Genomic DNA, 25,406 nt, shown 5'->3' with positions numbered 1-25,406 from the left:
TCAGTCCAGTCGGGTGAAGGTTCCGCGCGCCATGGTCTTCCGCTACCACCCCCCTCGGACGAGTGTCCGTGGTCATTGTGGTCGCGCGCGCACGTCAGGTGGTTGAACTGCTGCAAAACCCGGGTTAGGAGCGCGTGTAGCCGAGGTTAGGCCAAAGTGAACCGACGCCAGACGGGCTCGACCCGGTTCGCTGGCTCGGCCTGTGGATAGCGTGGATGGGTGGTTACACGGAGGTATCATCACTCGGCTGACCTGCGGCTTTGCGTCGACAACAGGGACGCGGTTATCCCCATGCGGCCGCGAGCCTCACTCCACCGACTTCAGCGACTCCACCATGTCGATGCGGCGCAGCTTTGGCGCCATGGCGAGGTTCACCACTACCGCGAACAGCAGCGTGAGCGCCGCAGAGTACAGGTAGCTCGCCGCATGGATGGTGCGGCCGAACATCACGACGTCGATCTCGACCGTGGAGATCACGAACGCCTCCAGCCCGATGCCGAGCAGCAGACCGAGCCCGCAGCCGAGCATCGCGAGTGCCGCGGTCTCGCGGTAGATGTACGCGTTCACCTCGGGATCGAAGAAGCCGAGCACCTTGATGGTCGCGATCTCGCGCTTTCGTTCGGTGACGTTGATGTTGGTGAGGTTGTACAACACGATGAACGCGAGCATGCCGGCGGCGAGTATGAGGATGAGCACCACCGAGTCGACACCCGTGAGCATCTCGTCGAACGACTCGGTGATGTCGTCGTTGTACTGCACGGTGGTCACGCCATCCAGCTCGAGCAGCGCCTGCGACAGCTCGTCTCGCTCCCCGGCATCGCGCGCCACCGCCATGGTGAGCGCCTCGTTGTAGACCGGCGGCTTACCCGCCGTGCGCTCGTAGAGCGCGGGCATCACGTAAACGTAGTGGGACACGTAGTGCTCGGTGATGCCCGAGACCGGGAAGACCGCAGCCGAGCCGGCGACCGTGTTGCCGTTCTCATCGAGGCGTTCGATGCGCACCTCGTCGCCGACCTCGAGCCCGAGCTTGTCGGCGATCTTTTCGGTGATGACCGCGCCGGAGTCGTCGAGCGCAAGCCCGTCGCCACCTCGACGTTCGCGCAGCGAGATGAAGTCGCCGAAGCGACCTGGCTCACGCGGCGCGCAGACGTACCCGTGTATCGACATCTCGTCGGGTCCCTCGTTGCCGAAGCCCCGGGGGACGGCGGTCCCGCCGTCGCTCGCAGAGGCCGCCGTCGGTGGATCGGCGGCGTTGGTGATCTGCATGCCCTCGACGTTCACGACCAGATAGTCGGTGAAGACGGCCTGGTCCTCGAGCGCGTCCCGGAGGTCACGGGTGCCCGCGGTCGCGGTGGATTCGAGCGTCCCCGGATCGAAGCCCACGATAGTCGTGTAGTGCGAGATCTCCCCGTACTGGATATCGAGGATGTCGTTGATGGAGTCCTTGAGGCCGAAGCCGGTGAGCAGCAGCGCAGTGCAGCCGGCGATACCGATCACCGTCATGAGCAGGCGCCTCTTGTAGCGGAAGAGGTTGCGAGCGGTGACCTTTCGGGAGAACGACATCCGGGACCACAGCGGCTTGATCCGCTCGAGCAAGATGCGCTTTCCGGGCTTCGGAGCGCGCGGCAACATGAGCGTCGCGGGCCCCTCGCGCAGGGTGGCCTCGACCGCGACGAAGGTCGCGATCAGCGTGATGCTCACCGAGGCCAGACCCGCCAGCAACGCGAGCGGCACGTCGATCGGAGTGGCCGCCGGGGGCGCCGTGTAGACGGTCGTATAGGCGTTCCAGACGGTGTCCGGCAGGACCTGCGAGCCGATGAGAATGCCCGAGATGCTGCCGAATACGCTCGCGATGCCGGCGTACACCAGGTACTTGAGGGCGATTCGGCCGTTACCGTACCCGAGCGCCTTGTAGGTCCCGATGAGCGTGCGCTCGTCTTCCACCATGCGGGTCATGGTGGTGAGCGACACGAGTGCCGCCACGAGGAAGAAGATGAGCGGGAACACGAGTGAGATCGCATCGATGCCATCAGCATCCCCGGCCACGCTCGCGTAGCCGAGATTCGTACCCCGGCCGAGCACGTACCAGTCGGGACGCTCGAGGCCGTCGATCTCGGCCTGCGCATCGTCGAGCCGGGCAAGCGCGTCAGCAAGCTCCGCCTCGGCGTCCGCCTTCTGTCGCTCGTAGTCGGCCTGACCTTCGGCGAGCGTCTGCGCGCCCTCGGCGAGCGCTGCGTACCCCTCGTCGATCCGACGCTTCGCGGCCGCGAGTCTGGCGCGCCCTGCGGCGAACTGCGCCTCGGCAGAAGCCCTGGCCGCATCGAGCTCGGCCTGCCGGGCGTTCAGCTCCTGCTCCCCGGCAGCGAGCGCGGCCGTCCCGGCGTCGTAGGTGGCCACCTGCGTGGCGTACGCGGTCTGTGCGGCGACCAGCTGCGACTGCGCGGCCGTGAGCTGCACCAGCAGCTCGGCGGAGGTCGGCGACGTGGCGTGGCCGAGCGCCTCCTCGGCGAGCGCTGCGTCGTAGGCGAGCTGCAGGTCGGTGACCGCGGCCTGCGCGGCGGCGACCTGCTGCTGGAGGAGCGGGAGTGCAGCCGCCAGCGCATCGAGCTGCGCGCGCTGCGTCGCCAGTTCGGCCCACCCGGCGTCGATCTGCGCCTGGCCGGCCGAGGTCTGCGTCTCGAAGGCCCTGCGTTGCGCTGCGAGCTCGGCCACGCCGGCGTCGTACTGCCGGCGCGCGGACGCGAGCTGCGTCTCCGAGGAGGCGATCTCCGCGGCGGCGGCGTCCAGGTCGGCAGCTCCGGATGCGAATTCGGCGTCCGCGGTAGCGCGGGCCTCGTCGTACTCGGCACGCTTCTCGTCGAGCGTGTCCTGCGCGCTCAGCTTGACCTCGGCGAGCCTCGCAGCAGTGCGCTCGGGCGCGATGTCCGATAGCGCGAGCGCCACTGGCTCCACGAGCTCGTCGTAGTCGGACGAGAAGGTGGAAAGCGCGGCCGCGCCGTCGACCGTGAGGAAGAGGTCGGTGTAGGTGTCGGGGTCGGCGAAGTCGGCTTCAGGGATGTAGATGAACCGGTCGATATTGCCGTCGTTCAGCGTGGTGGTTCCGCGTGTGAACCGCAGGTAATACGAGGAGTCGACGACGCCCACGATCCTGAAGTCCGTACGCGCGAACGTGTCCTCGAGCGGCATCGTGCCGGCCGTAAGGAGCAACGTGTCGTCGATCTGCGGCCCGCTGGAGTAGACCCTGGTCCGGTCTATCACGCATTCGCCCGAACGCTCCGGCCACCGCCCCTCCACGAGGATCGGGCGGTTGAGGTAGCCCGGGTCCGCCGAGAGGGCGCGTTCGCCGTCTGTGGTGTCACTCGCCGCGGCCGCTTCGATATCGAGCGAGTGGATCCGCACGGTGACACTCGCGTCACCGGTGCTCGCCGTCGCGTCCGCGACGTGCGACGGCATGATCGCATCCACGCCCTCCACACGGCCGACCGCCGCTACATCGGCATCCGAGAAGCCGAGCGTGGAGATGAGGTGCGCGTCCATGAACGCCGTGTCGTCGAGGTAGCGATCGATGGTGATGCGCATGTCCGGCGCGCACATGCGCAGCCCCGCGTAGAAGCCCGCACCGAGCGCCACGATCGCGAAGATGGCGATGAACCGGGTCCACGAGTGGGTGATCGAGCGGACGATCTCCTTGTTGAACGCGAAGCGCACTCCTGCGCCTACCACTCGATCTCGTCGGCCGAGACGGGCGCGGCGTTCGCGCGCATGTCGACGACTCGACCGTTGCTGATCTGGATCACCCGGTCAGCCATCGCCGTGAACGCGTGGTTGTGGGTGATGATTATGACCGTGCGGCCGCGTGCGCGCGCGGTGTCCTGCAGCAGCTTGAGTATCTGCTTGCCGGTGGCGTCGTCCAGCGCACCGGTGGGTTCGTCGCACAGCAGCAGCCGTGGGTTCTTCGCCAGCGCCCGCGCGATCGCGACACGCTGCTGCTCGCCGCCGGAGAGCTGTGCGGGGAAGTTGTCCAGGCGGTGGCCGAGGCCCACCTCGCGAAGCGTCTCGGCGGGATCGAGCGGGTCGCGACAGATCTGTGCCGCGAGCTCCACGTTCTCAAGCGCCGTGAGGTTGGGTACCAGGTTGTAGAACTGGAAGACGAAGCCCACGTCGTAGCGACGGTACTCGGTGAGCCTCCGAGGCGAGTACGCGCTTACTTCGTCGTTCTCGAGCAGGATCGTGCCCGAGGTGGCGGTGTCCATCCCGCCGAGCATGTTGAGAACCGTCGTCTTGCCGGCGCCGCTCGGCCCGACGATCACGGTGAGCTCTCCTTGCTCGACGTCGAACGTCACGCCGTCAGCGGCGTGGATGTCGACCTCGCCGACGTGGTAGACCTTGCGGACGTCCTCGAAGCGCACGAATGCCATAGCTTCCCTCGTATCGCGCGACGGGTGAGACCCAGGGGCGAGCGGTGAGCGGTCTGTCTCGTGCGGTGCCGTCGCCCGTGAACACCTTACCGCTTACGCGCGGGTGCGGGGCAACGTGAGTGTGAACGTGGAGCCCACGCCGAGCTCGCTCGTGACCGTGATGTCGCCGCCGAGCAGGCGCGCGAACTCGCGCGAGATGCTCAGGCCCAGACCGGTTCCGGCCAGCACCTCGTCGGCAGGAATGTCGCCCTGTGTGAACGACTCGAAGATGCGGTCGGTCTGCTCCGGCCTGATCCCCCGGCCCGTGTCGCGGACGGTGAAGACAACCGAGCTGTCGTCGGCGGTAAGAGCGAATTCGATGGTGCCCTCGATGGTGAACTTGATGGCGTTCCCGCCGAGGTTGAGCAGGATCTGCTTCACCTTCACGCGATCGGAGAGCATGACGACAGGGCGATCAGGCGTGCGCACCTGCACGTCGAGGCCGCTCCGGTCGGCGAGTGGCTTGAGGATCCCGGCCACCTCGCCGAGCAGCTCCCCGGCTGCGAACTCGGCGGCGTCGACCACCACCCTGTCGGCCTCGATGCGCGACTGGTCGAGCAGATCGCCGATGATCGAAAGCAGATGATGCCCCGCCGAGTTGATCGTCCCGATCTCCGCTTGCTGCTCGTCGGTGAGCGGACCCGCCATCCCCTCCACGAGCAGCGACGAGAAGCCGATGATCGAGTTCAGCGGCGTGCGCAGCTCGTGGCTCATCCGCGCGAGGAACGCGCTCTTGGCCCGGGTGGCGCGTTCGAGTCCCTCGTTGGCGGCCTCCAACTCGCGCGTCCGTTCGGCCACGAGCTCCTCGAGATGCTCGTGGTGCCGCTTGATCTCGGCTGCCGCCTGCTTCGCCTCGGTGACATCACGCACGAAGACGACCGCGCCGGGCCGGTCCTCGTAGATGATGGGCGCACCGCTCACCTCGACCGGGACCTCGGAGCCGTCGAGCCTCACGTGCACCATCTCCATCGCACGCTGCGACTGGCGCTCCTCATTGAGGCCCCTGATCCGCTCATGGATCACCTCGTGATAGTCGGCACGGAAGCGGTCCATCACCGAGGTGCCCACGAGGTCTGCGGCCCGCGTGGCGCCGTAGAGCGTGCACGCAGCCTTGTTCACGTACGCGAACACGTAGTCGGTCTGGACGAAGATCGCCTCAGGTGCCGTGTCCACGAGCGTCCGGAAGCGCTCCTCGCTCTCGGCCAGCCGCGCCTGCGCCTCGAGCCCGGCGAGCGTGACGAAACAGAGGCTCGCGAAGGACTCAACCACGCCGGCGGGCATCTCCGGCCGCTTCTCGAGCATGAACACGTGGATGCCCGCATAGGCGCGCCCTGCGTCCGCCACGCCGATGCTCCACACCTCGCGCACCCCGAGGAGCTGCTCGATCGAGCGGCTTACGGTAGCGGGCAGCTGGCCCTTGGCAAGCACTGCAAGTCCACCTTCGATGCGCTCCATCCGGCCGGCCTCGAGAATCACGCGATACGCGGGCGTCACCGGGAATCGACGCTCGGCGACCGCCCAGCCCATGAAGGACTCGGCTTTGCGGAAGAGCGCATCGCCCACGCCGAGTGCCTCGCGCATGACGAGCTGGTCGCCTCCCGCTTGCACCTCGTTGACGATCACGACGTCGCGCGGGAACAGCGCCTGGAAGTAGTCATGCACGACACCGAACACCGAATCGCGGTCGAGGCTCCGCTGCAGGCGAGCGCTCGCCGTGGCGAGAAGCTCGGCCTCGATGGCACGCCGCTCCAGCGACTCGGCGACCGACTGGGCCCGTGTGGTGTCGGTGATGATGCCGAGCACCCGCGTGGCCCGTCCCTCGGCGTCACGCGCCACGACCGAGCCGAGCACGTAGAACCAGCGGTAGGCCTCGTTCGGCAGCCTTAGTCGTTGGTACACCTGAAAGTCGTCCGAGCCATCGCGCAGCAGTGCGTCGCGCTGCTCGAGTACGGCCGAACGGTCGTCGGGGTGGATATGATCGATGCTCTCCTGGGCGGTAGCGGTGAAGGCCTGCTGGCCGCGCCCCAGCAACGCTGCCGCCTCGGCGCACACGCGTACTTCGTCCTTGATGGGATCGTAGTCCCACGCGCCCTCATCGGCGGCCAGCATCGCCAGGCGCACGCGCTCGGTCTCCTGCAGCAAGTCAACGCGTGCCTGCTCGCCCTTCAGCTCCTCGATCATCATGCGCGCGGTGATCGCGGTGATGACCGGGAACATCGTGATGACGAGGGGCCCGACCGTACGAAGGACCTGCGGCGCCACCCCCTCGGGCAGCAAGAGGTTCCCCGCGGCCAGCATGAGGGCGTGTACGGCCACCCCGAGCGCCAGCAGATGCGGACCGCGCAGCGTCGTGATGCGACCGCGAACCAGATGCCGTAGCCCCACGCCGAGCAGTGCCGAGATCACAATGGTCGCCACGCCCGCAGCCACGCCGACCCCGCCGAGCAAGATGCGATACCCGGCGGCTATCGCAACAGCGATGAGCGCGACCGGCGCACCGCCGAACAGGCCGGCCAGGCTCAGAATAATCGAGCGGCCGTCGTAGAAGACACCCGGCGCAAAGTTGAACGGCGTGAGCATGCCGACGATCGCCACGGCGCCGTACAGGATGCCCGAGGCCACCCTCGCGAGCGGGGGATGCGCATCGAGCATGCGGGCGAGGTAGCGCTGCACGGCGACCAGCATCGCCACGAGCGCGACATTCTGGACAAGAGAGAGAACCATATCTCCCGACACCTCAAACCGATCAAGCGTGCTGCATCGGCGCAGAACGGGTCCTGAGTGATGATGCCCAATAAGCGCACCTGCGAAAGCCAGCTATGCGACGAACGGTATACACCCTAGCGGGGTAGGAACCCTGGGTAGCCTGAATGCTGATACCGAGAGGAGTCCAACGATGGCGCGCATCCTCGTTGCTGACGACTCGGCGGAGGCGCGACATCTCCTTCGAGTCATCCTCACGCACGCCGGGCACGAGGTGGTCGAGACGCCGGACGGCGCCGAGGCCCTCAAGCGCGCGCAGTCCGAGCCGTTCGATCTGGTGATCTCCGACGGCCTGATGCCGGTGATGGACGGCTTCCGCCTGTGCCTGGAGCTGAAGCGCGACCCCGAACTCGCGGGGCTGCCCTTCATCTTCCACACGGCGAGCTTCACGCACCCGGACGATCTGCAGCTGGCCTCCGCAATGGGCGCGGACGCGTACCTGCTCAAGCCGGTCGAGCCGGCTGAGCTCATCAGGACCGTGAACGAGGTCCTGCGCAGCCACTCCTCCGAGGGGCGCACGGCGCTCACCGAGGCGCGGCTCGTCTCGATCCTCGATCGGTATGGCGGCCGCATCGAGCGGAAGCTCGACCAGAAGGTGGCGGCACTCGACGAGTCGCGCGCACTGCGTGACTCCTACCACGCTCTGCTCGACCACCTCCCAGTTCACATCGTCACGCTCGACGAGAGCGGCAAGCCGGACTTCTCGAACGAGACGTCGCGCACGTTCACGGGACAGCTGGAGGCGTCTGCACTGCTTGCCGCCGTGCATCCCGAGGACGCCCCAGCGGCGGCGGCCTTCCTCGGCTCACTCGTGCGCGATCCCCATCCCATGCACACGTCGATGCGCATCTCCAGACACGATGGCGCGTACCGCGTGTTCGAGGTGTCCGGCCTGCCGTACAAGAGCCCCGATGGGGTCCGCCTCGGCTTCGTGCTCGCGGCGCTCGACGTGACGCAGCGGGAGCAGCAGAAGGAGCTCCTGCTCCACGCGGCCGAACACGATCCCCTCACCGATCTGCCCACCCGACACGTATTCGACCGCCGCTTCGATGAGATCCTGCGCAATGTGGGCAAGGGCTCGAACTGCGCGCTGCTGTTCGTGGACAGTGACAGCCTCAAAGGCGTGAACGACCGCTACGGTTTCGACGTGGGCGACGCCACCGTGGCGAACCTCGCGCACGCCATCACCGATGCTGTGCGCCCGGGGGACCTCGTGGCACGGCTGTGCGCAACCGAGTTCGTGGTGCTCGCCGAGGGACTCGGCTGGGATGAGGCGAGCGACCTCTCGGACACCCTGTGCGCAGCGATAGCCCGGTCCTCGCTCGTGCCGGCAGCGCCCGAGATGCGACTCAGCGTGAACGTTGCGATCAACGTGATACCCGAGGTGCGGCTGTTGCATGCGGCCGCCCGAACTGCACCTGCGGCCGATGCCAAGAGTGACAGTGAACGACGCCTGATCGAAGCGCTCGAGGGGCCGCCGGCGATGAGCTTCAACCCGGTCTACTCACTTCCCGCCGGGCATCTGGCCCGCTGCGCGGTCCGCTACGCGTACGCCGTCGAAGAGCGGCTGGTCGCTGGCGACGAACTTGCCCTCGGCGCGGCGAAGCACGGTGTAGCGCGCCGCGTGAACATGCGTATCGTGGAGCTCACGCTCGAGCACACGCGCGCTGCGGGTGTACCATGCTCGATGCAGCTTTCGACCGCCGACGTCCTCGATCCCACAATCTTCGAGCGAGCCGAACTGGCAGCGAGCCGCCTTGCGGTCGACCCCGCCCAGCTGCTGTTCGAGATCCCCATGTGCAGCGCCGGCGGCATCCGCCCACCCGCTGGCTGGCTTCAGGCGGCGCAACGCTCCCCCATCCGCCTGGTGCACTCATGCATCGACTTCTCGTCGCTCGGGACGAACGGTACGTCGGCCCTCGGCGCTGATGAGATAGAGTTGCCCGTGTCCGCAGTTCTCGATGAGGCCGGCCAACCGCGCCCGAACGTGCGCGAGCTGCTCGAGCAGTGGCGCGAGGCCGGCTCCATCGTGACCGTCACGGGTGTCGAGGACTCCTCGGCGCTGGCAGCGCTGGAGACGCTGGGCGTGGCGCGGGTGGCCGGGACCATGCTCGCGCCGGCGGCAAGCAACCTGTGCACAGTGCCGCGATCGCTGCGAATGAAAGGCTAGGACGACATGTCCGCAACCCGCGTTCTGCTGATCGGCCGGAAGACGATGTGCCTCGAGGGGCTGAGCGCCATACTCGCCGCCAGTCCGGGAGTCGAGATCGTTGGACGCTCGGCGGACTGGAAGGAAGGGGTGGCGCGGGCCGCCACGCTCGAGCCGGACATCGTGATCGTTGATATGGTGCACTGCGAGGAGTGCGGGGCCGCCGCTCCCGTGGCGTGCGTGAGTGCGCTCGAGAACTCGAAGGTGATCATCGTCGGGTTACCCGAGGCCGACGCCGGCATCATCGACGCCTTCGAGGCGGGCGCGCTCGGCTATCTCACGCTCTCAGGCCAGAGCGCCGAAGACGTCCGTCGCGTGGTGGCGACCGTCGCCGCTGGCGAGGCCGCGCTCGACCCCAGGCTCTCCGCTGGCGTGCTCTCGCGCATGCGCCGGCTGGCGCGCTCGACCGGACCGGGACCTGCCCGCGATGCGACGCCGACCGAGCGCGAGCATGATGTGCTCGAACTCCTGGTTGCGGGCCGGTCGAACCGCGAGATCGCGCAGACACTGCACGTCTCGGAAAGCACCGTGAAGAACCACCTGCATGCGCTCTACTCGAAGTTGGGCGTGGAGTCACGCTCGCAGGCGGTCAGTGAGGCCATTCGCCGCGGCCTGGCAACACCCTAGCCGAGCACGCCGGTCAGCGCGCTGATCTCGCGCTCCTGACCGAGCGCGTCGCCGAGCCCGAGCACCACGTCCTGATCGAAGCGCCGCAGTTCGTCGCTGCGCAAGCGCGCGAGCGCCTCGGCCTCGGTGAGCTGCTGCGAGTCCAACTCGAGGTGCCCCGAGCGCGCCTCGTCGTAGTTGTCGCACACGCCGAGGATGCGGGCCATGAGCGGTATCTGCGTGCCCGAGAGCCCGTACGGATAACCCGAGCCGTCCCACCGCTCGTGATGACCGAGCACCGCGCGCTCGACCTCGGGCGACAGATCGAGCGTCCGCGCCAGCATCGCTCCAGCAGCCGGGTGAGCCTCCCATACAAGGCGTTCCTCGGCCACGAGCTGCCATCGCGATCCCACGTGACCGAACGGCAGCCGGAGTGAACCCGCGTCATGGAGCAGCGCAGCAAGCCGCAGGCTCTCGAGCGCACGGCTGCCGAGATTGAACTGGAGGCCGACCATCCGCGTGAGGCGCGCCACGCTGTTCGCGTGCCGTGCGTACCCCGGCTGACGGTCGTCGATGAGCGCGACGACCCGCCTGACCGCCAAAGAGAATTGCGCGGTGCTCGCGCTCGCTGGCTTCATCGCGCGCAGACCTCGATCGGGCCCGCGGCATCCGGCAGGGCGACGTGCTGGCCGGCTGTCGCTTCGCCCTCGATCACGATGCGATCGCCGGCGGAGGTCTCGGCCGACACGACCCACGGGACGTTGGACCGCACGACCACACCGTCCTCAGTGAACGTGCTCTCGAGTGTGGGCAGCACGGTCGTCCTCACCGCAACGTGCCCGGTAGTCTGGGGAGCCGATTCCGTGGGTGCAGGTGCGCCCACGGCTGCGGTTCCGCCGAGGAGGGTGGCGAGCGCCACCGCTACCAGGATGCGTGCGAAACGCCTGTGCATCACGCCACCTCGCGCGCGAGCCCGGGCGCTCGGAGGTCGTCACGCCCGGGACTCAGCGCAGGGGTGGTGCGCGGCAACAGCTCAGGGGACTGAACGATAATCGCTCGGCCGTTCGAGGTCCAGCGGTTAGGATCGTCTATGAAGCGCCGCTCGGCCCGGGACGTGAGCAGGAGCGTCGCAGCATACACCGCGCCGCCAAGTCCCCACACGATCCAAGCCAAGACATCCATCGCCGGTACTCCTCGCCACTGTCCGCACCTGTTTCAAGTAACGGCAGGCACTGCATGACGAGGCATAGGGCGATTCGACACACCTGCGGGGAACATGGGGTAGCCACCCGGGAGGGGTGGAACGGCCATCGGTTGATGGCGTTAGGTACTAGGAAGTTCGGGCAGTAGGGTCCGGGAGCGCTACTCGTACGCGATGGCGTCGCGGACGCTCACCTGCGACGCGCGGAAGGCCGGCGCGATGCTGGCGAAGCCGGATATGAGCAGCATCAGCCCGAGCCACGACCCCACGCCCGACCACGAGAAGACGTAGCTCAGCGGCACGCCGATCGCCACCTCGAGCGCCCGCACGAGCCCGTAACTGATCGGGTACGCGAGCAACGTCCCGAAGAACCATGCGATCACGCCGACGGTCACGCCCTCGCTCACGAAGATCTGGTAGATCGCCTTGTGCTGCGCGCCCGTGGCCCGCATCACGCCGATCTCCCGGGTACTCTCGAGGACGTTGATGGTCATCGTGCCCGTGAGGCCGATCACGCCCACCGCCGCGAGCATGGTCGCCATGAGCACGAGAAACGCTATGAGGATGCCCAGCCACTCGCGAACATGCCCGGAGAGTTCGGAGCGTGTGTCGGCCGAGGTGACCTGGAATCCGGCCCCGGTCAGCTTGTCTTCCACAGCGGTCAGCAACTCACGCTCCGCCTCGGCCTCCCCTGACTCGCCACGAACAGCAATCCGCGTCACGCCCGGATCGCCGAGCAGATCGTTGAGCTCGGCCTCGTTGCAGAAGAGCGACCCCCCGCCCAACTGCCCCTTCACCACGCCGACGACCCGCCAGTCGGACCCCTGCCCCATGACGCGCAGCGTGACCTCATCGCCGAGGGCGAACGAACCATCCCTGCTCTGGGCGTCGGTGTTGATGACGATCGCGTCGGTATCATCCGGCTCGAGCCACCTGCCCTCTACCAGCGTAGGGCCGATGAAGTCCGTCTCAGGGTCGAGGCCGACGATGTGGAACGACTCGTCTTCGGCGCCATCGTCGCGCAGGAGCGTCGCACTGAAGACCGGCCACGATTCGGCAGCCGTCACGCCGTCGACGTCTTCGGCGGCCTCGAGCACCGCATCGGCGTCTTGCGGCATCGCGAATTCGATCTGCACGTTGTAGTTCCACCACGTCTCGAGGTCATCGATCGTGCGCTCGATCGAGGCCTGCACGCTCCAGACGGCCATCACCACCGCCGAGGCGAGGACGAGTGTGGAGAGCGTGAGCGCGAGACGTCCCTTGCGCAGGAACGTGTTGCGCAGTGCGAGCGCCACCGGCCGGGGCAGTCCGCGGATCATCCCGAGGACGCGGTCGACCAGTCCGTGACCGAAGTGCGCCCCGGTCATGCTGCCGGCGTTGAGCGCCCGCACGACGCTCATCTTCACGCCCCTGCGGATCGGCCCCGCGGCGGCAAGCAGCGGCACCAGCATGCCCACGGCGAGTTCTACGAGCACGACCCACGTCGGCGGCGCATAGCTCGTGACACGGAAGTTCAGTATCTCGGCGGCGAAGTCGCTGAACCACCGCGTGCCCGCCGCCGCCAGCGGCAGGCCGACAGCGCACGCAAGCACGCCATACATCATGACCGTGACGGTGTAGAGCCGCTCCAGCTGTCCCGCGCGCCCGCCCACCGCCTTCATGATGCCGACCTGCCTGACCTGCTGCGACATCAGCGCCGAGACCGTGTTCACCACGAGGAACGCCGAAAGGCCGAGCGCGAGCGCGCCAAGGAAGAGCAACAACAGCGACAACGCGTTGAAGATGTCGCCGAGGAAGTGGCTTCCCGGCTCGGGGACGTCGGTGTAGTAGACCTGTACACCTCGAGAGTCGAACAGCTCCTCACGCAGATCGACCGAGAGGCGAGACGCCTCCTCCCACGTGATGTCCTCGTCGGCGAAGGTCAGCGACAGCTGGTTGTACTCGAGTTCCTCGCCAAAGTCATGCATCGCGCCGAAGGAGACGTAGCCGGTCTCGAAGCCCACGAACTGCGCCGGCACGGCGTTGATGTCGTGTGCGAATCCGGCCACGCGCAGCTCGACGGTCTCCCCGTCGGCGGTCTCGATCTCGAGGACATCGCCGATCGCGTAATCGTCCACCTGCTTCGCAGCCGCTTCGAGCACGATCTCGCCCGAAGCCGGCGGCCAGTGGCCGTCGCCCACGGGAATCACCGTACCGACCCGGATATCTTCGAAGTCCCTGAACGCCTCGATCGAGATCGTGCGGTCGTCGTCGCTGCCCGCCCATCGGTACCGCAGCATCACGCTGTGACGGGCCTGAGCCTCTGCGACCCCGGGCTGCTCCGTTGCGGCCGCTACCACCTCATCGTCAAAGCCGGACGTCCGGTAGGTGACGTTCGCTGGAACTGAAGAGGTGTGGTCTGCGTGAAACTCGCGCAGCAGGATCTCCCGACCGCCGAGCATCACGCCGACGGCGATGATGCCGATGGCGATCGACACCACGACCAGGAACGTCCGGAACCAGTGCGACGCAAGGTCGCGCAGGATCTTGCGGTAGCGGGGTGCGACCGGGCTCATGTCTTCAGCCCGTGTGCCGCTCGCGGTGGATAAGCTCCTCGACGATCTCCCCATCGGACACGTGCAGCGCACGCCGCACGCGCGACGCGAGGTCGTTGTCGTGCGTCACCATGATGATCGTCTTGTGCTGTTCCACGAGCCGCTCGAACAGGCCGAAGACCGCCTCGGCGGTCTTGGAGTCCAGGTTGCCTGTAGGCTCGTCGGCAGCGAGGATCGGCGGATCGTTCGCGAGCGCGCGTGCGATCGCAGCACGCTGCTGCTGTCCACCCGAGAGCGCTGCCGGCAGCTTGTGCGCCTGATCGGCGAGCTCGACTTGCTCGAGGAGATCCATTGCCCGCGGCACCCGCTCCTTGAGGGGATAGGTGGCACAGAAGTCCATCGGCAGGAGGACATTCTCGAGGATGGTGAGGGTCGGCAGAAGCTGGAAGAACTGGAAGACCACGCCGATGTTCCGGCCGCGCCACTTGGCGAGCGCGTTCTCGCCGAGTGCATGTACCGGCGTGTCGCCCACGATCACCTCACCGGAGGTGGGGTGATCGATACCGGTGATCATGTTGATGAGCGTGGTCTTGCCGCTCCCCGACTTGCCGATCAGCCCGACGAACTCGCCCGAGTAGACGTCGAGGTCGACGCCCTTGAGCGCGGTGAACGGCACCTCGCCGGTGTCGTAGACCTTCACGAGGTCGCGAAGCTTCAAGAGGGGGAGGTCCGATGGTCCTGCGGCCACGCCGACACCTCCGGTCCGAATCATGGTGTGCGTAGTAGATATGCCCACACGCATGGGGCATTGTCAGCACGCACGTTCGGAAGGAGGACTACTGGCCGAGCCAGAACGCCGGGCCCTCGTACTGGTACGTCCCGGACCACTTCGCGATGACCGCGCTCTTCTCCTCCTCGGAAGCCGTGTAGAAGTGGCTGCCGTTCTTGAGGTTGTAGAAGCGGTACACCGGCGCCGAGCCCGGAACCGGCTGCGGGGAGACGTTGTAGGCCTGGCCGTCGAACGAGTACACGTTCGACCACTTCGCCATGATCATGTTCGCCTCGTCGGCACTCGCGGTGTAGAAGTGGCTCCCGCTCGCGAGGTTGTAGAAGCGGTACAGCGGCTGGGAGTTGCTGGCCGGGACGGTGGAGAACGCCACGCCTTCGTAGGCGTACACGTTCGACCAGCTCGCAATGACCGTGTCCCGCTCCTCGGCCGAGGCGGTCAGGAAGTGCGTGCCGTTCGTGCGGTTCAAGAAGCGGTACACCTTCGTCGGCTTGGCCACGGGAACCGAGGTTGCCGGCGGGGTGGTGGGGATCGTCGGGGTCACGGTCGCGGGCACGCTGGGCTCGGGGGCCGGTGCCGGGACGACGGGCTCCGGCTCGGGAGTCACGGGCGCGGGCTCCGGCTCGGGAACGACGGGCGCGGGCGCCGCTTCGCGGAGAAGAACGATCCCGTCCTTCGCCGGCAGCGTCACGCTCGTTACCTGGCTGCCGTCGTTCACGGTGCGGTCCTGCGCGCCGTCGATCTTGCTGAAGGTGCCGCCGAGGTCGACCGTGACCGGGCTGTCCGACGCGTTCACGAGCGCGATGCCGCCCTCGAAGTCGCGGCGCCACACCTCGCTCGTGGTTCCCGTCTGCAGCTTCACGTCATCGATCCACACGGTGCCCGTGGCCGAGCCGAGCGCGAACCGGAGGCTCGGGGAGAGCGTGCTCGACGAGGTGGTCGTGAGCGAGTACGTGCGCCACTCGGTGTCCGCCTCGACCCACTCGTAGTTCAGCGGCATCGTGTACGGGCTGCTCGAGATCTGCGCGAAGATCTGCACGTCGGCCGGACGGTCCGCCTTCATGCGGAAGGTGAGCGTGTACGGTGTGCCTGCGGTCACCTGCACCGGATGGAGGAAGGTGAGCTTCCACGCCTCGCCGAGCGCTCCCGTCACGTCCACGCGCGCCGCGCCGCTGTCGAGCGACTTCGTGCCTGCATAGCCGCTCTCGGCCGAGTTCAGCGTCCAGGCCGCAAGCTGCGTCGAGGTGCTGAACGCGCCGTCGCCGTTGAGGAGGTCCGCCGAGGCCGTGGCCATGCCCACCCGCTGCGCATCACCGAGCGGCGAGCCGAGGTAGCCCTCGCCGGCACCGGCGTTGTCGTACTCGTCGAACCACTGAAGCTGCGGAACGTCCCCGCGGTTCCAGGTCCCAAGGTCGTAGCTGTAGAGACCGTCGCCGAGCAGCGCGGTGGCGATCCCGAAGCGCATCTTGCGGTAGTCGGGCTTCCACGTGGCCGAGTTGAGCGCCACCGCCGGGTCGGTCTCCTGGTCGTAGGTGATCAGGTTCGAGAAGTTGGGGCCGAGGCCCGAAAGACCCGCGAAGTAGTTGGCGCCTGCGTACGGCACCTGCGACCCGAACACCCGCGAGCGCCACTCAGCGGTTGTCGTCGTCTTTGCCGGGAACCGCTCCACGCACGTGCCGTTGACGAGGTCCCAGTTCGCATCCGCGCCGTTGGTGAGCACCGGCCGGTCGCCCGCGAGCGTCCGCATCCGCGACTCGAACGTCCGGACCCCGACGGCCCACGCCGCGTTGAAGGCGTCCGCGTTGGCCGGGATCACGTTCGAGCGGGTGAGGTCGAACGCCCGGGCGAACGCCGCGTCGAGCACCCAGCTCTTGTTGCTCTCGATCATGTCGAAGTAGATGCCGTCCCACACCGGATCGCTGATCGAAGCGGCGGAGACGCGGGCGAGGTACATGTTGAAGTTCTCGGGGCCGTTGCCCACATCCACGAGCGGGCATGAGTCGGTGAGGTCCATGAGCACCGTGTTCGGGAACTCGCGAACGACCGCTGCGACCCGCGTCCCTGCCGCGTGCGAGGCGGCCGCGTGGCGCGTGCCCGAGACCACCGCGTTGCGGCGGACCACGAGGCTTCCGGGCGTTCCGGCGTTGACGGCCTGGACCTCGAGGAACTCCTCGTCGATGGCAAGCACGTCGCCCACCCGGAAGCGAGTGGAGTCCGCTGTGGCCACGCCGATCGTGGTCGTGGCAGCGGTGATCGCCGAGGTGAGCGTCGACCCGGGCTGCGTGACGGACCAACGCGCCGAGGCGGCAGCGAGCTTCGCGTTCTTCCACGACTCGGGGTTGAGCTCGGTGTACATCGTGAGCTCACTCGCGCTGGTCGAGAGGAAGATCTCGGTTGCCGGGTCGGCGGCCTTGATCGCCTGAGCTTGCGGGCCGGCCCAGTCGTAGAGGATGACGGCGTCGAAGCGGGCGATGTCCTCGGCGGCGAGCGAGTGGACATCGGGCCACCAGGCCACGAGGCGGGGATACCCGGCGTTCGCGGTTGCGGAGACCTCGGCAGCGACGGCCGCTTCGGTTGCTGCGGAAATCGGCGAGAAGCCGATCGAGACTGCGAGTACTGCTACGGAGAGTGCTGCGACGACTGCCGAACGGAAAGAAGACTTGGCGAGATACCTCATCGAGCTGCCCCTTTGCCCAGATAGAACGCAAACCGCCCCCGACTCCCGGGAAGATCGCTCAGGAATCGGGGACGGTGACCAGCGTCCTCCTGGGCGGTCCGGCTGCCGTGGGAAGCGCCCGCTTCCTGTAGGCCCGTGACTTTGCGTCGTCCGCCTTTCGGCGGAGTTGCCTTTCCGGGGTATTAGCCCGCTATTCAGTACTCAACTCACACGTTGTTCTTATCGGCTCCGGCCGCAGCGCACTTGACCTTGCAGCGGTCCTTTGCGACGAGCGGTCGCAGGCCGGTTCCCGAATGCCGAGGTGGTAGACTTGCCGCGGGCGCCACAGCATGCACGCGGGGTGGATGTGGGGGGATCGGGTCGCGTGGAGAGCACAGATCGGATGACAGCGACGCCCGGCGACGCCGCACCTACGGCGCCTGCGACCACCGGCCTTCCCGCGATGGCCGTCGCCCGCACCGAGCCCACGTGGACCGACGATATGCCGATCTTCATGGCTCCGGCCTGGCTGGGAAGCCAGGGGGCCGAATTCGGATGGCTGGAGGCCCGGCCCACGCCGGATCTGCATATCGCGGTTCCGTTCGTTGGCCGACGCAGGGTGGGCCTTCGCTGGCTGCAGTTCCAGTGGGGCGTATGGTCCAGCAGGCCGATCGATCTTCAGACCGAGCGAGCATTCCTCGAAGGTGCGGTCCTCCAGTGCAGGGCTGATGGATTCGACTTCATCACGCAGCCCGCGACGATGGCGCTCTTCCGAACCGCCCCCGCCGGTGCCGCCTCGGCACCCTTCGGCACGGTGCTCGTCGACCTGTCAGTCACCGAGGAAGAACTGTGGGGCGGACTCACAGGGCGGAACCGCGCCATCATCCGCAAAGCGAAGTCACTCGGCGTGTCCGCCGAATGGGGATCCCACCTTGCGGATGAGGCGCACGCGTTGTGTGCCGGCACGATGGCTCGCTCCGGGCTCTCCTTCCCGGGCCTGAGCGAGTTCCGGGCGCTGGTCGAGGGCCTCGGCGACGCACTCGACATCGGGGTCGCGCGCTTCGACGGTGCCCCCAAGGCCTGCGTGGTGAATCCCTGGAGTCGCTTCGGCGCGCACTGTCTGTTCGCCGGCACCGCAGACTCCCCCACACAAGGCGCCGCAAACCTGCTGCAGTGGGAGGCGATGCTCCGCGCCCACCAGCACGGCGCCGGCGTCTACGACTTCGTCGGCGTTCGCCTGAACCCCGAGCCCGACAGCAAGTACGCGGGGCTCTTGCAGTTCAAGACGCGCTTCGGCGGCGAGGTCATCGAGAGATTCCTGTGGAAGATGCCGCTGAACGAATGGAAGTACGCCCTGTATGGGATGATGAGGCGCATGCGGGGAGACGCGGCGGACATCATCGATCAGGTAGGGCAGACGCGGTGAGCAAGCGCAGCGTCGTGCTCACCTTTGACTACGAGCTCTTCTTCGGCCGGTCTGGCACCCCCGAACGCTGCCTGCTCGAACCCACCGACGCCCTGCTCGCTGAGCTCGCCGAACTTGGGGCTCCGGGCTGCTTCTTCGTGGACGCCGCCTATCTGCTGCGCGTGCTCGAGGAGCCGCGCGCCTCCGAAGACGCGCGACGCGTGAGCGACCAGCTCCAGCGGATGGTCGCAGGTGGGCATCGCGTCGAGCTGCAGATGCACCCTCACTGGGTCGACGCCGTGTGGTTCGGTGAGGGAAGGTGGGTCTTCCCCACCTACCGCTACTATCAGCTCCGCGCGCTCGGGCGCGAGCGTGCCGTCGACCTGGTGGTCTCGGCGACCGAGGCCATGGCCGCCATCGTGCGGGAAGTCGACCCGCAGTACTCGGTTCAGGCGTACCGGGCGGGAGGGTTCTGCGCGCAGCCGTTCGACATCATCGGCGAGGCGATGGATGCCGCAGGTCTGACGATCGACAGCTCCGTTGCTGCCGGCACGGTCGCGCACACCGCCACGCACTCGTTCGACTACAGAAACGCTCCGCGCCGGCCGTGTTGGCGCTTCGACACGGACCCGGTGACGCCCACGCCCGGCGGTCGGTTCGCCGAGGTCCCGGTAAGCTCCGCTCGCGTCGGGCCGCTCACGCGACTGCGTCGCCGCTCCGATATGCTGCGCAATCCCCGCGACTACAAGAGCTTCGGCGACGGAACGCACATGCCCGGGTACAGCACGCTGCTCAGCAAGCTGCTGCCGTCGCAGGCACTGCTTGCGGTCGAGTCCACATCGCCCGATCTCCTCCGCGCCATCCTCGCTCACGCAGCGGACGCGGTCACGCTCATCGGGCACCCCAAGTCGATGTCGCCGGTCTCACTCGCCGCGCTTCGTGCACTCGCCGAGGACGGCGTGCGCTTCCTCCATCTCGCCGAGCTGGTGGCCGAGTGCGCCGATGCCGACCGCGCCCCGACGGCGGAACAGGGGCGAGACTGATGTGCGGCATCGCGGGATTGATCGGTCCCTGGAGCGAGCCCGGAGCACGCATGAGCGCGATGCTCGAGGTGCAGAAGCATCGCGGGCCCGACGACCACGGCATCTGGCTTGATGAAGGCGTCTGCCTCGGCCATCGCCGCCTCTCGATCATCGACCTCAGCGCCGGCGGGCATCAGCCGATGTCCAACGAGGACGGGAGCATCTGGATCGTCTTCAACGGCGAGATCTACAACTACGCCGAGATCGGTCGGGAACTCGCGCGCCGCGGCCACACCATGCGCTCCACGAGCGACACGGAGATCATCATCCACGCGTACGAGCAGTGGGGCGAGCGGTGCTTCGAGAGGTTCAACGGCATGTGGGGCATCGTGCTGTGGGACGTCAGGCGCACCATGGCGATCTGCTCGCGGGACCGCCTCGGCGTGAAACCGCTCTACTATCACGTTGACGGCGACCGGCTCGCCGTCGCGTCCGAGATCAAGGGCATCCTTGCGGCTGGCGTGGCACCGGCGATCAACGAGCCCTACGCTGCCCACGTGATCGCCGACGGCCTGCTCGACGATCGGGGCGCTGAGACGCTCTTCGCGGGCATCAGGCAGCTTCCGCCCGGACACCTCCTGCGCTTCTCCCCGCGCGACGGGCTGAGCGGGCCCGAGGCGTACTGGCAGCTCGATCCGGCAGAAGCCGCAGAGACCTATGACTACACCGATCCGGTCACGACCGTCCGCGCGCTTCTGGCCGACGCGGTCCACCTGCGCATGCTCGCAAGCGACGTGCCCGTGGGCAGCTGTCTCTCGGGCGGGCTGGACTCGTCGTCGATCGTCTCGCTCGCCACACGCGACACGCCCGGCAGGCTTTCGACCTTCACCGTTGAGTACCCGGGGACCACCTCGGACGAGAGTCGCTACTCGCGGCTGGTTGCAGAGCGCTTCGGCTGCGATTCGGTGCGTGGCGCTCCCGATCCGCGCGACTACCTCGAGGTGCTCGAGCGGCTCACCTGGTTCATGGACGAACCACCCGTGTCCTCCCCCGGCTCGTACTCGCAGTGGAAGGTCTTCGAGCTGGTGGCGCCCCACGTCAAGGTCGTGCTCGACGGTCAGGGGGGCGACGAGCTGTTCGGCGGGTATCACGGTCACGTCGATGCGAACGTTCGATGGCTCCTCGGCCAGGTGCTCACCGGCCGCCTCGGCCATGCCGGGAATCTCGCCGATGCGGTCGGTTCGGCAGCTCGCTTCCGGTCGGAAGGCCCGGCGCTGACGCTCGCGCGCGCGAGTGCGCCGCGGCGCATGCTGCACGCCCACAGCGGCCGTCACGGCGGCGTCGTGGCGGGCGGCCTATCCCCGGATATGTGGGGCCCGTACCGAAGCGCCCCGCTGCCCCGGCACACGATACGCACGAGCGACACGGTGAATGCTGCGCTCTTCGACGACCTGCTGCGTGATAAGCTCCCCGGCTACCTCCACTACGAGGACCGCCTGAGCATGGGGTTCTCGGTGGAGTCGCGCACGCCGTTCCTCGACTACCGCCTGGTCGAGTATCTCGCCGGACTCCCCGGCCACGAGAAGATGCGCAAGGGCGCCACCAAGTGGCTGCTGCGCGAAGCGATGCGCGGCATCACGCCACAGGAGATCCTCGACCGCAAAGACAAGATGGGCTTCGCCACACCCACGAGCGGCTGGTTCCGCGACCAGGTGCGGGACGACGTACGCAACTACCTGGTGGACGACCGGACGAAGCACCGGGGCGTGCTCGACATGGCCCAGATCGAGCACACGCTCGCGCGACACAACGCAGGTGAGATCGATGCCAGCGCCCAGATCTTCCGCTGGCTCGCGCTGGAGTGCTGGTTCCGCCGCTTCTTCGATCAGCCGATGCCGGACGCCTACAAGTCGCCCGCGTCCTAGGCGGTCCTCCGGCCGACGGTGCAGCTAGCCGCCGAGCACGTCTCGCAAGACCTCGGCTATGGCCGCGCCGTGCACACGTGGTTGGTAGCAGCGCTCCCAGCGTTCCCTGCCCCGACGGCCGAGGGCGACCGTCGCCACAGGGTCTTCGATCAGCTCACGCAGAATCCGAGCGAGCGCGTCGACATCGCCCGATGCGACCAGTCGGCCATCTTCACCCTCGGTGACCGTCTCGGGTATGCCGCCGACCGTCGTGCTCACGACCGCGCAGCCCGCCGAGAGCGCCTCGAGCACCACGAGCGGCTGCCCCTCGCGGTGCGAAGGCAGCGCGAAGATGTCGGTCTCGCCGAAGAAGGTGGCCTTCCCGCCAGCGTCCACCACACCCTCGAGGGCGATGTCGGTACCGTCGGCGGCGAGCCGCTCGACGGTCGCCGCCACCAGCCGGTAGTCGTCCTCGAAGTTCCCGTCCCGGTTGCCGGCGATCACGAACCTCGCGCGTGCACGCACGTCATCCGGCAGCCTCTCGATCGCGTGCGCAAAGTCCACCGCGCCCTTGGGACCGGTGATGGCTGCAAGGAAGGACACCCGCACGGGGCGCTCCGTGATGTCGGCGTAGCGCGCCTCGATCGCCGCCTCGTCGAGCACCGGAGCGACCGCGTTGGCGACCACGCGGATCGCCGGACGTGCGGTGATCCCCTCGAACTGAGTGCCGAGCGACGGAGCGAGCACGACGATCGCCGAGCAGCCGTCGAGCGTCTTGCGGATGATCCACCGCACCATGCCCGGCTCTCCGGTGTAGAAGCTGGGGAAGTCGCCCCCGTGCAGATGGACGACGAGCCGCATTCCTACGATCCGGCCGAGCAGCAGGTGGATCGCATCCCGCACGAACGGCAGTCCCGACTGCGCGATCGGCAGATACAGCAGCCGAGGCCGCTCGAGTCGAACCGACCCCAGGATGCCGAACGCGGTGCGCGCCGCGCCCCACAGGTTCTCCCAGTCGATGCGACCCATGTTCGAGAGGTCGCGGTGGTCCGAACTGTCGATCCAGCGCACCGGCATGCCCTCGGCGTCGAGTTCGTCGAGCAGCATGCGGGTGTAGACGGTCATCCCCTGATACGGAGGCGGCACGGGGCCGACCACGGCAACGTGCATCAGGACTCCGCCCCGCGCGCGGACAGAGCCGCCCCATCGAACCCACGCGTGCGACCTTCGGCTTCAGACGCCCCACGGGCATGCGAGGCCTCCATGGCGAGCGAGGCGCCCAGCGCGAAGAACACGAACTGCGAGAATGTGTTGTAGTAATCCAGCACGTTGTCCGTGACGCAGAACACCACGTAGCAGACGCTCAGGCCGAACGCCGCAGCGCCCAGCCAGCGGTGGTCGTCCGGTATCCGCTGCGAGATCTTCCACGCCGACAGCACGAGAGCCGCGAACGCTACAACGGCAAGCGTCAGTCCCAGCACGCCTGTCTCGTACAGCAGCCGAACGTACTCGTTGTGCGCGACTCCGACGCCGCCCAGGTCGCCGAGTGTGCCCTGCTGCAGCTCGACTGTGCTCGACCCCAGGCCCTCGCCGAAGACCAACGCACGGTCGTTGACCAGGTCCCTGACCATCGCCGTGGCCACGTTGCCCCGTCCCTGGTCGTTGAGCGATGCGAGAATCTCGGCAGGCGTGCTGCGCAGGGACTGCGGCGTGTAGAAGACCCCCTCCTGCAGCCTGGGCACGGAGAGGATCGTCACGCCGCCCACGACGACAAGCAGCGCCGCGACGAGTGCCGCCTGCAACCAGCGCGTCGGCCGCCGGCTGAGCGCAAGCTCCACCAAGACGGCCACGAGCACCACGCCGAACATCGCCATGCGCGACTGGCTCATGACGGCTTCGATGCCGAAGAGCACCGCGAAAGCGGCGAAGCCCCTCGAGCCGTGCTGCCGCCAGCGTGCGTAGCACAGCGCAAAGAGACAGACATTGTAGAAGCCGAACGGCGTGGGGTGCGTGGTGGAGACCGTGAGGTTGTAGACACCTCCGTGTATGAAGGCGGGCAGACCCACTGTGACGAACCCGTAGAACGCCCAGACGCTCACGATCACACCACCGAGCAAGACGAGACGCACCACGAGATCGCGTTGTCGCTCGCCGGACATGAGGCTGCGCACCGCCAGGTAGATGAGGAACGGATACGCCATCTTGGAGAGCACGCGAAAGCCCTCGAGCGGAGCTGGCGCCCACAGGATGCTAGCGGCGCCCGCGATGAGGAGAAGACCGAAAGCTCCGTCCAGGAACGATATCCGCGAGAACGCCTTGCTGTTCAGGAGCATGATCGACAGGAGTCCGACCATGGCGACGAGCACGATTCCCGAGGCGCTTGCGCCGCCGAAGCCCTGCAGCAGACTCTTCTCGCCACCCGTGAGCTGCTCGAGCGGCATCCCGCCGATAGCCAGCAGCAGCGCCACCGCTATCAGCGGCTGCGAGAACGCCGCGGCCGCAAGCGCGCCGATGACCACGAGCGCCACAGCCATCGCCGGCATGATCGGCGTGAGCATGCCGATGAACAGGCTCACCAACAGGCAGGCGGCCACGACGTAGGCGTAGGGCGCAGGCCGACGGGCCGCGCCTTCGCGTCCTGCGGTCACCCGGTCACCACCTCCCGCCCTTCGGCCACACTCCCGAACCGCTCCGCCATCCGCGTTTGGCCGAAAGCCGCCAACCGCGCCTCATCCGGACCTGTGAGGCCGCCCTCGAGCAGCTGTTCAAGCACCTGACGACATTCTGCCACCGAGTTCACGACCCGTCCTGCACCGGTGGTCTCGAGGATCCCCGCCACCTCGCCGTCGGGCGCCGCGCCGAGTGCGATGACCGGCGCGCGGAACGCGAGGTACTCGTAGAGCTTGCCCGGCACCTCTGCGGCGGTGAGGTCGCTGCGCCACTGCACGAGCAGCAGCGCATCGGCCCGTGCAAGGTGCTCGAGCACCTCGGCATGCGGGATCGGCGGCGCGGCCTCCACGATCTCACTCGCTCCGAGGGTGTACGCTGCTTCGGCAACCGATTCGGACCCGGGGCCGATGAAGATGAGGCGCACCCGGTCCGCGCTCGCGCGACCTTCTCGTACGAGCATGCCCGCCGCCTCGAGGAGGGGGGCCGGGTCCCGGCGTCCGCCATACAGATTGCCCGCATGCACGACCCGTAGCGGCCCTCCGGCCTCCCGCGGCGCGGGACGCGGAGCGCGGTCATCGAAACCCGTGAGGATGCTCGTAGCCCGGATGCCATGACGGCGCTCGAGCGACAGTGCGAATCCCGCCGTCGTCGCGGTGACCGCATCGGCGCTGCGCACCACGTCCGCCTCGATGAGGCGGTCGAGGCGCCTGCGGGCGGCACCGTAGTCGTAGTAGGGGTTGTCCGTCCACAGGTCGCGCATGTCGACGATCCACCGCGGCCGATTCCCGCCACGGTGCCGGAGCCCCCAGAGCCCGGCCAGGTGCACGGAGTGCGGCGGTCCGGTGGTGATGACCGCGTCGAAGGCGCCTGCACCGTTCTCCCGGCGAATCGCCGCGGCCGCCTGCACGGCCCAACGGGTCTTCCCGTCCGGCACGGCGAGCAGCTTCCGGGCAAGGCCCCTGATCCCGGTCGTGGCACCGGCGTCGGCGGGTGCGGCCGAACCCGACGCACCAGCCCCGCGCCCGACGGTCACCGCGCGGAAACCGTCTTCGGCAGGCGCCGCCTGACGCGTGAGCACGACGACGTCGTGACCGAGCCGCGCGAGGTTGCGCGCAAGCGCCGACGGGCGCTGGCCGCCGATCTCGTCACCCGGCGGGAAGAAGTACGTCACGATGGCTATCCGCGCCATGGC

The 25,406-nt window shown here is 67.8% G+C and carries 17 protein-coding genes and 1 riboswitch; of the genes, 5 read left to right on the top strand and 12 right to left on the bottom strand.

Features of this window, described 5'->3' with window-relative positions; genetic code table 11:
* Nucleotides 1–306: 306 nt before the first annotated feature.
* The 3 genes from Q7W51_02245 to Q7W51_02235 form a co-directional block, all read right to left on the bottom strand.
* Nucleotides 307–3,723, bottom strand: a complete 3,417-nt coding sequence (locus Q7W51_02245) for an ABC transporter permease (GenBank protein ID MDO8847193.1) — start codon at nt 3,721–3,723, stop codon at nt 307–309.
* On the bottom strand, nt 3,717–4,418 hold the full coding sequence (locus Q7W51_02240; protein MDO8847192.1) for an ABC transporter ATP-binding protein: 702 nt from the start codon (nt 4,416–4,418) through the stop codon (nt 3,717–3,719). The genes Q7W51_02245 and Q7W51_02240 overlap by 7 nt, the downstream gene beginning before the upstream one ends.
* A 93-nt stretch (nt 4,419–4,511) precedes the next feature.
* Nucleotides 4,512–7,181: a PAS domain S-box protein gene (locus tag Q7W51_02235; GenBank protein MDO8847191.1), complete on the bottom strand. Its 2,670-nt coding sequence runs from the start codon at nt 7,179–7,181 to the stop codon at nt 4,512–4,514.
* Between the two features lie 172 nt (nt 7,182–7,353).
* Between Q7W51_02235 and Q7W51_02230 the strand changes: the two genes are divergently transcribed.
* Entirely contained in the window at nt 7,354–9,390 is a 2,037-nt protein-coding gene (locus Q7W51_02230) for a response regulator (GenBank protein MDO8847190.1), read from the top strand.
* A gap of 6 nt (nt 9,391–9,396) precedes the next feature.
* Entirely contained in the window at nt 9,397–10,056 is a 660-nt protein-coding gene (locus tag Q7W51_02225; GenBank protein MDO8847189.1) for a response regulator transcription factor, read from the top strand.
* On the opposite strand, the gene Q7W51_02220 is transcribed toward Q7W51_02225, so the two are convergent.
* The 6 genes from Q7W51_02220 to Q7W51_02195 all read right to left on the bottom strand — a co-directional run bounded on the left by Q7W51_02220 (nt 10,053) and on the right by Q7W51_02195 (nt 17,234).
* Nucleotides 10,053–10,673 carry an HD domain-containing phosphohydrolase gene (locus tag Q7W51_02220; protein ID MDO8847188.1) on the bottom strand — a complete coding sequence of 207 codons (621 nt, stop codon included), beginning with the start codon at nt 10,671–10,673 and terminating at the stop codon, nt 10,053–10,055. The genes Q7W51_02225 and Q7W51_02220 overlap by 4 nt on opposite strands.
* Nucleotides 10,670–10,987 carry a hypothetical protein gene (locus tag Q7W51_02215; GenBank protein MDO8847187.1) on the bottom strand — a complete coding sequence of 106 codons (318 nt, stop codon included), beginning with the start codon at nt 10,985–10,987 and terminating at the stop codon, nt 10,670–10,672. Before Q7W51_02215 ends, Q7W51_02220 begins: the two co-directional genes overlap by 4 nt.
* The gene (locus Q7W51_02210) at nt 10,987–11,217 is read right to left on the bottom strand and encodes a hypothetical protein (protein ID MDO8847186.1); all 231 of its coding nucleotides are present in this window, start codon (nt 11,215–11,217) and stop codon (nt 10,987–10,989) included. Before Q7W51_02210 ends, Q7W51_02215 begins: the two co-directional genes overlap by 1 nt.
* A gap of 180 nt (nt 11,218–11,397) precedes the next feature.
* Entirely contained in the window at nt 11,398–13,791 is a 2,394-nt protein-coding gene (locus Q7W51_02205) for an ABC transporter permease (protein ID MDO8847185.1), read from the bottom strand.
* 4 nt (nt 13,792–13,795) lie between these two features.
* Nucleotides 13,796–14,518 carry an ABC transporter ATP-binding protein gene (locus tag Q7W51_02200; GenBank protein MDO8847184.1) on the bottom strand — a complete coding sequence of 241 codons (723 nt, stop codon included), beginning with the start codon at nt 14,516–14,518 and terminating at the stop codon, nt 13,796–13,798.
* An 88-nt stretch (nt 14,519–14,606) separates the two neighbouring features.
* Nucleotides 14,607–17,234 (bottom strand): putative glycoside hydrolase, encoded by a 2,628-nt coding sequence (locus tag Q7W51_02195; GenBank protein MDO8847183.1) that lies wholly within the window; start codon nt 17,232–17,234, stop codon nt 14,607–14,609.
* Between the two features lie 89 nt (nt 17,235–17,323).
* Nucleotides 17,324–17,415, bottom strand: a riboswitch (cyclic di-GMP riboswitch).
* A gap of 201 nt (nt 17,416–17,616) precedes the next feature.
* Between Q7W51_02195 and Q7W51_02190 the strand changes: the two genes are divergently transcribed.
* From Q7W51_02190 to asnB, 3 genes are read left to right on the top strand one after another with little or no spacing between them, the layout of a single operon-like run.
* On the top strand, nt 17,617–18,639 hold the full coding sequence (locus tag Q7W51_02190; protein MDO8847182.1) for a peptidoglycan bridge formation glycyltransferase FemA/FemB family protein: 1,023 nt from the start codon (nt 17,617–17,619) through the stop codon (nt 18,637–18,639).
* A complete protein-coding gene (locus Q7W51_02185; GenBank protein MDO8847181.1) occupies nt 18,636–19,661 on the top strand; it encodes a hypothetical protein in 1,026 nt (341 codons plus the stop codon). Before Q7W51_02190 ends, Q7W51_02185 begins: the two co-directional genes overlap by 4 nt.
* Entirely contained in the window at nt 19,661–21,565 is a 1,905-nt protein-coding gene (gene asnB / locus Q7W51_02180) for an asparagine synthase (glutamine-hydrolyzing) (GenBank protein MDO8847180.1), read from the top strand. Before Q7W51_02185 ends, asnB begins: the two co-directional genes overlap by 1 nt.
* 24 nt (nt 21,566–21,589) lie before the next feature.
* Here asnB and Q7W51_02175 read toward each other — a convergent pair whose 3' ends face one another.
* The 3 genes from Q7W51_02175 to Q7W51_02165 are packed head-to-tail and all read right to left on the bottom strand — an operon-like array spanning nt 21,590 to nt 25,403.
* The gene (locus Q7W51_02175) at nt 21,590–22,714 is read right to left on the bottom strand and encodes a glycosyltransferase family 4 protein (GenBank protein MDO8847179.1); all 1,125 of its coding nucleotides are present in this window, start codon (nt 22,712–22,714) and stop codon (nt 21,590–21,592) included.
* Nucleotides 22,714–24,192, bottom strand: coding sequence for an O-antigen ligase family protein (locus Q7W51_02170; protein MDO8847178.1), 1,479 nt, complete (start codon nt 24,190–24,192; stop codon nt 22,714–22,716). Before Q7W51_02170 ends, Q7W51_02175 begins: the two co-directional genes overlap by 1 nt.
* Entirely contained in the window at nt 24,189–25,403 is a 1,215-nt protein-coding gene (locus tag Q7W51_02165; protein ID MDO8847177.1) for a glycosyltransferase family 4 protein, read from the bottom strand. The genes Q7W51_02170 and Q7W51_02165 overlap by 4 nt, the downstream gene beginning before the upstream one ends.
* Between the last annotated feature and the right edge of the window lie 3 nt (nt 25,404–25,406).

This window comes from Coriobacteriia bacterium (genome assembly GCA_030652115.1).
Classification (GTDB): domain Bacteria; phylum Actinomycetota; class Coriobacteriia; order Anaerosomatales; family Anaerosomataceae; genus UBA6100.
The sequence above is the reverse complement of the archived record's forward strand: the minus strand, read 5'-3'. Positions and strand labels throughout refer to the sequence as shown.